The sequence below is a fragment of the Dactylosporangium cerinum genome, assembly GCF_042653625.1.
Classification (GTDB): Bacteria; Actinomycetota; Actinomycetes; order Mycobacteriales; family Micromonosporaceae; genus Dactylosporangium; species Dactylosporangium cerinum.
In genome coordinates this window covers 535531-545779 of the sequence record NZ_JBHSIU010000054.1, presented here as the reverse complement: position 1 = coordinate 545779, position 10249 = coordinate 535531, and the positions used below count along the sequence as shown (strand labels likewise).

Below are 10249 nucleotides of genomic sequence, written 5' to 3'. Positions count from 1 at the left end.
CCGGGACCGCACACGCTGCGTGAGACGAAACGGGGGAAACACCATGGCGGTCTGTGAGACCTGCGGCAACGACTACTACATGGCATTCGAGATTCGGACGGTCGGCGGCGGCGTGCACGTCTTCGACTCGTTCGAGTGCGCGATCAACCGGCTCGCGCCGGTCTGCGAGCACTGCGGCACGAAGATCATCGGCCACGGCGCCGAGGTGTCCGGCAGCTTCTACTGCAGCGCGCACTGCGCCCGCACCGCCGATCATGCGCTCGGCCTCGAGATCCGCGATGCGGTCGGGGCCAACCCCGGGTGATCCTTGCCCATGCCCCGCATGATTGGGTCTGATGACAGCAGGGCATTGGATGAGGTACGCGTTGCGGAGGAGCAGCTGTGGTGGTGCTGGGGATCGACATCGGCGGTTCGGGGATCAAGGGAGCGCCGGTCGACCTGGCGACCGGTGAGTTTACCGCCGAGCGGCACCGCATCGAGACTCCGCAGCCCGCGGACATCGCCGCCGTCGTCGACACCGTCGCGGCGGTCGTCGCGCAGTTCCCGCCGGCGAGCAGCGTGGGCATCACGTTCCCGGCCGTGGTCCAGCACGGCGTGACGAAGACCGCCGCCAACGTGGACGCGTCCTGGGTCGACGCGCCCGCGGAGCAGCTCTTCAGCGACGCGCTGGGCCGGCCGGTGACGGTCCTCAACGACGCGGACGCGGCCGGGGTGGCCGAGATCGAATACGGCGCCGGCAAGGGCGTCGACGGCCTGGTCGTGATGGTCACCCTGGGCACCGGCATCGGCAGCGCGCTGTTCATCGACGGCCGGCTGGTGCCCAACACCGAGTTCGGCCACCTGCAGCTGACCGGGCACCACCTGCACGGCGGCGACGCCGAGGACTTCGCCTCGGACCGCATCCGGGAGACCGAGGAGCTCGGCTGGCCCGACTGGGCCGAGCGGGTCCAGGTCTACCTGCGGCACCTGCACGCCCTGCTGTGGCCCGACCTGATCATCATCGGTGGCGGCGTGAGCAAGAAGACCGACAAGTGGCTCCAGTACGTGTCGGTGCCCACGAAGATCGTCCCGGCGACCCTGCAGAACAACGCCGGCATCGTCGGCGCCGCGCTGCTGGCGTCACGACGGGCGCACTGAGCGCGAACGCGTGCGGGCATAGGGCACGATAGGTTCCATGGGGGACGTGCCCGCGCCGTTGCGAGCCGAGGACCCGGCCACGGTCGGGTCATATCGGCTGCTCGGCGTGCTCGGCGTCGGCGGCATGGGCACCGTCTATCTCGCCGCCGGCCCCGACGACCGCCGGGTCGCGCTCAAGGTCATCAATCCGGCGTGGCACGGCGACCCGCAGTTCCGGCAGCGGTTCGCGGCCGAGGCCGCCGCCGCGTCCCGGGTCGCCGGCTTCTGCACCGCCCGCGTGCTCGACGTGGCGCTGGACGGTCCCGTGCCGCACCTGGTGACCGAGTACGTCTCCGGGCCGTCCCTGCACGACTACACGACCCTCAACGGGCCGCTCGCGGGTCAGGTCGAGGCCGTCGCCGTCGGGGTCGCGGCGGCCCTCACCGCGATCCACGCCGTCGGGCTCGTGCACGCCGACCTCAGCCCGCGCAACGTGCTGCTGTCGCCGTTCGGCCCGAAGGTCGTCGACTTCGGCGTGGCCCGCCTGCTGGGGCACGCCGGCCCGGTGGGGCAGCTGTTCGGCACCCCGGGGTGGCTCGCCCCCGAGCAGGAGCGCGGCGCGCCGCCGAGCCAGGCCTCCGACGTCTACGCGTGGGGCCTCCTCGTCGCGTGGGCGGGCACCGGCCTCAAGCCGGCCGGTTCGGTGCCGCCGGGGCTGGCTCCGGGGCTCGCCGACGTGGTCGCGCGGGCATTGCAGGACGACCCGGCCGCCCGCCCCACGGCCCGCCAGATCCTGCTCGCGCTCGTCGGCGACGACGACCCGGCCGCGGTGCACGTGACGTCCCCCCGTGGTGCCAACGGCCCGCAGGGCACCACAAAGACCCACGGGCCGCCCGGCACCGCAGGAACCCACGGACCGCATGGCACCGCGACGATCCGCGGGGCGGCGGCGCCGAGACCGCCCTCCGGTCGCCGGTTCGCACCAGGCGCCGCGCCCGTCGTGCCGGTCTCGCCGACCGCCGTGCACGGCACGCACGTGGCCGGGATGCCCGTTTCGCCGGTTCCGGTGAGCCCGACGATGCTCGATCCGACCGGCGGCGCCGCGGGTGTTCCTGGGACATCCCAGTATGCGGGCGGCTGGGGTCCACGGATGCCGCTGCCCCCGCTGCCCCCGCCGCCGCGCCCGCGGCCGCCCAGGATCGGCCGCGGGGTGAGCGCCGTCGTGGCGGTGCTCATCGTGCTCGGCTGCCTCTGGGGCGTGTTCCGGCTCGCCAATTCGGCCGGTTCGGACGACCCGCAGGCCGGCCCCAGCACCGCGGCGCCGGCGAGCAAGGCGCCCTCGAAGAAGCCGAGCCCGGTGGCGACCGACGGCGGGCTGCGCTTCACCGTCATGGACTTCGACTGCGGTGCGTCACAGATCGGCAAGCGTCCCTTGGTCAAGGACGCCAAGGGCGAGTTCTGCCTGGTGCAGATCCAGGTGGAGAACCTGGGCAGCGGCGGCACGTACATCTGGCAGGGCTCGCAGCGGCTGCGCGACACCGACGGCAACGACCACAAACCGGACGAGTGGTCGTGGCTCTACAACGAGGCCACCCGTCCGCTGTACGGGGAGATCAAGGCGGGCAAACCGGTCACCGGAACCCTCGTCTTCGACGTGCCGAAGGGGCTCAAGTTCGACGTGCTGGTCGTCAAGCAGCACGCACTGAGCGACGGCACGGTCATCCGCCTGCCCGGCCGGTAGAGCGCTTTCAGGGCAGGCTTGCGCGTCGACGCTGCCGCCCGCGCATCGACGTGCTGCCGAGCAAACACCACCGCCCGAGGCCTTGGCAAGGTTTTCTCGGAGGTTAAGTTTCGTTACCACCGTGTTATTGACACCACAGTCCGCAATCGGATTTAGTGTGCCGGAACCGGTTGCGGAACCGGTTCCAGAAAACGCTCTCTTGCCAGAAAGCGCTCTCACAGAGAGGATCGCGGCGTGCCGATCACCATCGCCGATGTCGCGTCCCGCGCCGGGGTCAGCAAGACCACCGTCTCGCGGGTGCTCAACGGCAAAGGAGAGGTCGACGAGTCGACCGCGGCACGGGTGCGGAGGGTCATCGACGAGCTGGGCTACACGCCCAGCGCGCGGGCGGTCAACCTCGCCCGCGGCCACACCAGGGTCATCGGGATGCTGGTGCCGTCGCTGATCTGGCCGTGGATGGGCGAGATCGTGCAGGGAGCGGTTGATGTCGTCGAGGCGGAGGGTTACGGGTTGCTGCTGTTCACGTGTAACCGTGGCGCCGAGTCGATGCGGCAGTTCTCCGCGCAGGTCTCCGGCAAGGCCTTCGACGGCCTGCTGGCGATCGAGCCGGAGGGCACCCTGGACTACCTCGCCGACCTGTATGCCGGCGGCCTGCCGGTGGTGCTCATCGACGACCGGGGCGACAAGCCCCTCATGCCGTCGGTCGGGACCACCAACCGGGCCGGCGGGGCCCTCGCCGCCCGGCATCTCGTCGAGATCGGCCGGCGGCACCCCCTGGTGATCACCGGTCCGGAAAAGTTCGGTTGCACGCAGGACCGGCTCCGGGGCTTCGCGGACGTGTTCGACGCCTCCGGCCACCCGGTCGACCCGCGGTTTGTGATGGAGGGCGATTTCACGTACGACTGCGGCGCCCAGGCGATCCAGCGGGCGCTGGGTCTGGGCCTCGAGTTCGACGCCGTCTTCGCCCACAACGACCTGTCCGCCGCCGGCGCCCTCCAGGCGCTGCGTCACGCGGGCCGCACGGTGCCGGGAGATGTCGCCCTCGTGGGCTTCGACGACATCCTCCACGCCGCGCACACCGAGCCCCCACTCACGACCATCCGCCAGCCGATGCGGCAGATGGGCGAGATGGCGGCCCGGCGGCTCATCGCACACTTCGACGGCACGCCGTTGACGAGTGAGCCCAACATCCTGTCCACCACGCTCGTCGTGCGGTCCTCGACCGCGTAGGCGCAGCCCGAGCGCACCACCGTTCAGCCAGCACCACCGACACCGCACCAAAGGGCGGGACCTGCCGCAAGAAGGCCCCGTCGTCATACCCCGAATGACCGCCCCACCTGTCGATCCAGGTACGTAAGGAGACACCCCCGTGCATACCAGACGCTCCGTTGTGCTCGGCCTCGCCGGGTTGCTCGCCACCGGCGCCCTCGCCGCGTGCGGTGACTCGCCGAACGAGAAGGCCAAGTCCGAGGGCCCGACGATCCTCAACGTCGGCATGCCGAACGGCCCGCAGACCGAGAACCAGAACCCGTTCCTCAGCACCTCGGCCTCGTCGAAGTCCGGCTACAAGTGGGCGCTGTACGAGCCGCTGATGATGTGGAACCCGGTCAAGCCGGCCGACCCGATGAAGCCGTGGCTCGCCACCAAGGCGGAGTGGTCCAAGGACTACACGTCCGTCAAGGTCAGCATCCGTGACAACGCGACCTGGACGGACGGCCAGAAGGTCACCGCCGACGACGTCGCGTTCACCTACAAGCTGGTCCGCGACAACGACGCGCTCAACACCGGCGGTCTGACGATCAGCGACGCGACGGTCAGCGGCTCGGACGTGACGATCACGTTCAAGAACCCGCAGTTCGTCAGCCAGCACAAGGCCATCGCCCAGGTGCCGATCGTTCCCAAGCACATCTGGGAGAAGGTGTCGGACCCGAAGACGGAGCTCGCCAAGGACCCGATCGGCTCGGGCCCCTACAAGCTCAAGTCGTTCACCCCGCAGACCGCCACGCTGACGGTCAAGGACAAGGGCTACTGGCAGGCACTGCCGGCGGTCAAGGAGCTGCGGTACACCTCCTACACCGACAACAACGCGCAGACCACCGCGCTTGCCAACGGTGAGTCGGAGTGGAGCTTCGTCTTCATCCCCAACGTGAAGACGGTCTTCATCGACAAGGACGCCGCGCACCACAAGATCTGGGCCCCGCCGGTCCTGGGCATCCACGGCCTCTACATCAACACCACCAAGGCGCCGTTCGACGACAAGAACCTGCGCGTGGCCATGAGCATGGTCATCGACCGGGACGACATCTTCAACACGGCCGAGGCCGGCTACTTCCACCCGCTGGTGAAGAGCGTGACCGGTCTGCCCAGCCCCGCCGGCGACGCGTTCCTCGCGCCGGAGTTCAAGGGCAAGGACTACAAGATCGACATCGAGGGTGCCAAGGCGCTCCTCACCGCGAACGGCTACAAGTACGAGGGCACCACCCTCAAGGACAAGTCCGGCAAGGCCGTCACGCTCACGCTGACCGACCCCGCCGGCTGGTCTGACTACCAGACCTCGCTCGAGATCGTGAAGTCCAACCTGCAGAAGATCGGCATCGAGGCCACGGTCGAGAAGGCCAACCAGGACGCGTGGTTCAAGAACGTCGAGGCCGGTCAGTTCGACGCGGGCTTCCGGTGGACCAACGGCGGCAACACGCCGTACGACATCTACCAGACGATCATGGACGGCGACCTGCTCAAGCCGATCGGCACCGCCAGCCCCGCCGGTAACTTCGGGCGCTTCAACAACCCCGACGCCACCAAGGCGCTGCGTGCCTACCAGTCGGCCACCGAGGACTCGGTCCGGGTCGAGGCGATGAACACGCTCCAGAAGATCTTCGTGGAGCAGATGCCGATGATCCCGGTCGGCGCCGACAATGTCGGTGGGGCCTACTCCACGAAGCAGTGGACCGGCTGGCCGGACGACGCCAACCCCTACGGCGCCGCCCAGCCCACCCAGCCCAACGCGCTCGACGTGATCCTGCACCTCAAGCCGGCCTCCTGACCGGTCGCAAATGACACCGCTCCCCGGGTGGCCGTAGGTCACCCGGGGAGCGGTACCCCGTGACCCACACCCCAAGACAGGAACATCGGCATGACGTTGAGCGAAAGCACGACGGCGCCGGTCGATGAGGTGGTGCTGGAGGCCGTCGGCCTGACCAAGCATTTCCCCATCCGCAGGCGGCTGAGTGATCTTTTCTCTGGCAAGACGGCGGCCGTCCACGCGGTGGACGACGTCAACCTCACTCTGCGACGGGGCAGGGTCACGGCACTGGTCGGCGAGTCCGGCTCCGGCAAGTCCACGGTCGCCCGCCTGCTCGCGCAGCTCTACCCGCGCACCGGTGGCGAGATCCTCCTGCACGGCTCGTCGACCACGGTGCGCGGCGGACGCCGTTTCCGCACGTACGTCAAGCGCGTGCAGCTCATCTTCCAGGACCCGTTCGGTTCGCTCAACCCAGTTCACACGGTGCGCTACCACCTGACCCGCTCGCTGCGGATCCACGGCAACGCGGGCAAGACCCCGGCGGACCTCGAGGCGGCCCTGGCCAACCTGCTCAACCGGGTCAGCCTCACCCCGCCCGAGCGCTACGTGGACAAGTTCCCGCACGAGCTGTCCGGCGGCCAGCGCCAGCGCGTCGCGATCGCCCGCGCCCTCGGCGCCGACCCGGAGGCCCTGCTCGCCGACGAGCCGGTCTCCATGCTCGACGTGTCGATCCGTCTGGGCATCCTGAACCTGCTGCGGGACCTCAAGGAGCGGCTGAACCTAGCCATCCTGTACATCACGCACGACATCGCCTCGGCGCGCTACTTCGCCGACGAGACCATGGTCATGTACGCAGGCCGCATGGTCGAGGGCGGCGACAGCGAGACCGTCACGCAGAACCCCGCGCACCCTTACACGCGGCTGCTGATCGAGTCCGCGCCCGACCCGGACCGCATCGAGGGCATCGCCGACCCGACCCGCCTGGACCGCGGCAACGGCGAGCCGCCGAGCCTGATCAACCCCCCGGCCGGCTGCCGGTTCAACCCGCGCTGCCCGCACGTCATGCCCCGCTGCAAGGTCGACCTTCCGCCTCAGCTGGAGATCGGCGACCGCGACGGGCACTGGGCGGCCTGCTGGCTGTACGACGCGGAGACCGTCGCCAAAGAAGGCATCGGCTCGGCGGCCGAGGGCGTCTCGTCCATTCCCACCCCGCCGGCCCTGACGCTGACGGAGGAGGCACGATGAAGTTCCTGCTGCAACGCTTCGCCTTCTACACGTTCACGCTGTGGGCGGCGATCACCCTCAACTTCTTCATCCCGCGGGTCATGCCAGGCGACCCGGTCAGCTCGCTGATCTCCAAGAACCAGGGCCGGCTGTCCAGCGACGCGATCCACTCCCTCACGGTGCTGTTCGGCCTCGACAAGAACCAGAGCCTGTGGGACCAGTACATCGGTTACTGGAAGCAGCTGCTGCACGGCGACCTCGGCATGTCCTTCACGTTCTTCCCGACGCCGGTGTCCGAGGTGATCAGCCAGAGCCTGCCGTGGACGGTCGGCCTGGTCGGCATCACCACCATCCTGAGCTTCATCCTCGGCACCGCCCTCGGCGTCGGCGCCGGCTGGAAGCGCGGATCGTGGATCGACAGCCTGCTGCCGGTCACCACGTTCCTGTCCTCGGTGCCGTTCTTCTGGCTCGGCCTCGTTGCGATCGCCCTGCTCGCCGGTCCCGGCAGCTACTTCCCGTCCTCCGGCGGCTTCACCCCCGGCCTGGTGCCGGCGTGGGACCAGTACTTCATCGGCAGCGCGATCAACCACAGCATCCTGCCGGCGGCGACGATCCTCATCTCCTCGATGAGCGGCTGGGTGCTCGGCATGCGCAACATGATGGTCACCGTCGCCTCGGAGGACTACGTCACCGTCGCGCACGCCAAGGGCCTGTCCGACAAGCGGGTCGCCCTGATGTACGCGGCCCGCAACGCGCTGCTGCCCAACGTCTCCGGGTTCGCGCTGTCGCTGGGCTTCATCGTCGGCGGCACCCTGCTGGTGGAGATCGTGTTCTCCTACCCGGGCGTGGGCTACCAGCTCTTCCAGGGTGTCCAGGCGTACGACTACCCGCTGATGCAGGGCATCTTCCTGGTCATCACGATCTCGGTGCTGGTGGCCAACCTGCTGGCCGACGTGGCCTACCTGCTGCTCGACCCGCGCACCCGAAAGAGTGGTTGAGATGACCATCACCCCCTCCAGCATCGAGCAGGTGATCCCCGGCCAGGGCTCGATGGCTCAGCCGAGCATGAAGCCGGCTTCGAAGGCGAAGCGCAAACGGTTCCGGTTCATCGCCAACGGCAAGGCCGCGACGGGCCTCATCGTCCTGGGCATCTACGTGCTGATCGCGATCATCGGCCCGTGGATCTCCCCGTACGACCCGGACCTGATCACCGCGGACAAACTGCAGTCGCCGTCCGGCTCCCACTGGTTCGGCACGGACCACCTCGGCAAGGACATCTTCAGCCAGATCCTCGTCGGTGCCCGCGGCGTCGTCCTGGTCGGCTTCCTCGCCGGCATCGTCGCGACGATCCTGTCCGTCCTGATCGGCGTCACCTCCGGCTACCTGGGCGGCGCTGCCGACGAGAGCCTCTCGGCGGTGTCCAACGTCTTCCTGGTCATCCCGGCGCTGCCGCTGATCATCATCGTCACCTCGACGATCACCAACGCCGGCGACCTTGTCGTCGCGCTGGTCATCGGGTGTACATCCTGGGCGTACGGCGCCCGGGTACTGAGAGCCCAGACACTCTCGCTACGACGGCGGGACTACGTCGAGGCGGCCCGGGCGACCGGCGAACAGACCTGGCGGATCGTGCTGTTCGAGATCCTGCCGAACCTGACCGCGATCATCGCGTCCAGCTTCGTCGGCACCGTCATCTTCGCCGTGCTGTCCGAGATCACGCTTGCCTTCATCGGCATCTCGTCGGTCTCCACCTGGAACTGGGGCACGATCCTGTTCTGGGCGCAGGGCCAGCAGGCCCTCGCGCAGGGCGCCTGGTGGTGGTTCGTGCCGGCCGGTCTGGCCATCGCGTTCCTCGGCACCGCGCTGAGCCTGATCAACTTCGGCATCGACGAGTTCGTCAGCCCCCGGCTGCGCACCGCCGGCGCCGGCTCGCGGCGGGCTCCCAACGGCGACAAGGTCCCCATGCGGGTCGGGTTCACCCCCGTCATCCGCGGCCGCGTCGAGACCACCCCCGAGATCGAGATCAAGCACCCGCCCGCGAGCAACGGCCGTGCCGCCACCGCAGGCGGGGCCGGCTACGTCGCGACCGAGGGTCACAGCACCGGCACTGATGGAGCGAAGCGATGACCCAAGTCCTGACCCGGCCGCTGCTGGAGATCAAGAACCTCGACGTCGACTACGGTCTCGGCGACGAGGCGGTCAAGGCGGTCCGCGACGTCAGCCTGACCATCCACCGCGGCGAGGTCGTCGGCCTCGCCGGGGAGAGCGGCAGCGGCAAGTCGACCCTCGCCTACGGCGTCACCCGGCTGCTCCCGCCGCCCGGCGTGGTGTCCAACGGGTCGGTCGTCTACCACCCGCCGACCGGTGACCCGTACGACGTGCTCAACCTCTCCCACCACGAACTGCGCAAGTACCGGTGGGCGGAGACGTCGATCGTGTTCCAGGGCGCGATGAACTCGCTCAACCCGGTGCACAAGGTCTCCGTCCAGCTCATGGACGCCATCAAGGCGCACGAGCCGACCTCGTCGAAGGCGTCCCGGCTGGCGCGGGCCAAGGAGCTGCTGCGGCTGGTCGGTATCGCCGAGGACCGGCTCGACGCGTACCCACACCAACTCTCCGGCGGCATGCGCCAGCGCGTCATGATCGGCATGGCGCTCGCCCTGGAGCCGCAGCTGGTCATCATGGACGAGCCGACGACCGCCCTCGACGTGGTCATGCAGCGCCAGATCCTCGGCCAGCTGGTCGAGCTGCGTGAGCGGCTGGGCTTCTCGGTCCTGTTCATCACGCACGACCTGTCGCTGCTGGTCGAGTTCTCCGACCGGATCGCGATCATGTACGGCGGGCGGATCGTGGAGGAGGCGCCCTCGGCGGCCATCTACCGCGACCCGAAGCACCCCTACAGCGAGGGGCTGCTGCGGTCGTTCCCGGCGCTGCGCGGCGCCCGGCGGGAGCTGACCGGCATCCCTGGATCACCGCCCGACCTGCGCGGCATGCCGACCGGCTGCTCGTTCCACCCGCGCTGCCCGAAGGCGTTCGAGCCGTGCTCGACCAACCTGCCGATCCTGGGCAAGCCCGACGATCACGTCGGTGAGCCCCGCACCGTTGCCTGCTGGCTGCATCCGGTCACCGCCGGGTGACGCAGCCGC

Annotated in this window: 9 protein-coding genes; all 9 read left to right on the top strand. The window is 69.2% G+C overall.

Translation table 11 applies throughout. The features are described from left to right. Positions 1–43: 43 nt before the first annotated feature. The 9 genes from ACFPIJ_RS40640 to ACFPIJ_RS40600 all read left to right on the top strand — a co-directional run bounded on the left by ACFPIJ_RS40640 (position 44) and on the right by ACFPIJ_RS40600 (position 10240). Complete coding sequence (locus tag ACFPIJ_RS40640; RefSeq protein ID WP_380123662.1) at positions 44–304, top strand: Prokaryotic metallothionein; 261 nt, start codon at positions 44–46, stop codon at positions 302–304. 77 nt (positions 305–381) lie between these two features. Beyond that, entirely contained in the window at positions 382–1137 is a 756-nt protein-coding gene (gene ppgK / locus ACFPIJ_RS40635) for a polyphosphate--glucose phosphotransferase (RefSeq protein WP_380123660.1), read from the top strand. Between the two features lie 37 nt (positions 1138–1174). Then, a complete protein-coding gene (locus ACFPIJ_RS40630) occupies positions 1175–2857 on the top strand; it encodes a protein kinase domain-containing protein (RefSeq protein ID WP_380123658.1) in 1683 nt (560 codons plus the stop codon). 234 nt (positions 2858–3091) lie between these two features. After that, positions 3092–4087 (top strand): LacI family DNA-binding transcriptional regulator, encoded by a 996-nt coding sequence (locus tag ACFPIJ_RS40625; protein ID WP_203852234.1) that lies wholly within the window; start codon positions 3092–3094, stop codon positions 4085–4087. Positions 4088–4226: 139 nt separating this feature from the next. Continuing rightward, positions 4227–5900, top strand: coding sequence for an ABC transporter substrate-binding protein (locus ACFPIJ_RS40620; RefSeq protein ID WP_380123656.1), 1674 nt, complete (start codon positions 4227–4229; stop codon positions 5898–5900). A 90-nt stretch (positions 5901–5990) separates the two neighbouring features. Continuing rightward, positions 5991–7124, top strand: coding sequence for an ABC transporter ATP-binding protein (locus tag ACFPIJ_RS40615; protein WP_380123654.1), 1134 nt, complete (start codon positions 5991–5993; stop codon positions 7122–7124). Then, positions 7121–8101, top strand: coding sequence for an ABC transporter permease (locus tag ACFPIJ_RS40610; RefSeq protein WP_380123652.1), 981 nt, complete (start codon positions 7121–7123; stop codon positions 8099–8101). The genes ACFPIJ_RS40615 and ACFPIJ_RS40610 overlap by 4 nt, the downstream gene beginning before the upstream one ends. Before the next feature lies 1 nt (position 8102). Continuing rightward, the gene (locus tag ACFPIJ_RS40605) at positions 8103–9230 is read left to right on the top strand and encodes an ABC transporter permease (protein ID WP_380123650.1); all 1128 of its coding nucleotides are present in this window, start codon (positions 8103–8105) and stop codon (positions 9228–9230) included. After that, positions 9227–10240 carry an ABC transporter ATP-binding protein gene (locus tag ACFPIJ_RS40600; protein ID WP_380123648.1) on the top strand — a complete coding sequence of 338 codons (1014 nt, stop codon included), beginning with the start codon at positions 9227–9229 and terminating at the stop codon, positions 10238–10240. Before ACFPIJ_RS40605 ends, ACFPIJ_RS40600 begins: the two co-directional genes overlap by 4 nt. Positions 10241–10249 lie beyond the last annotated feature (9 nt).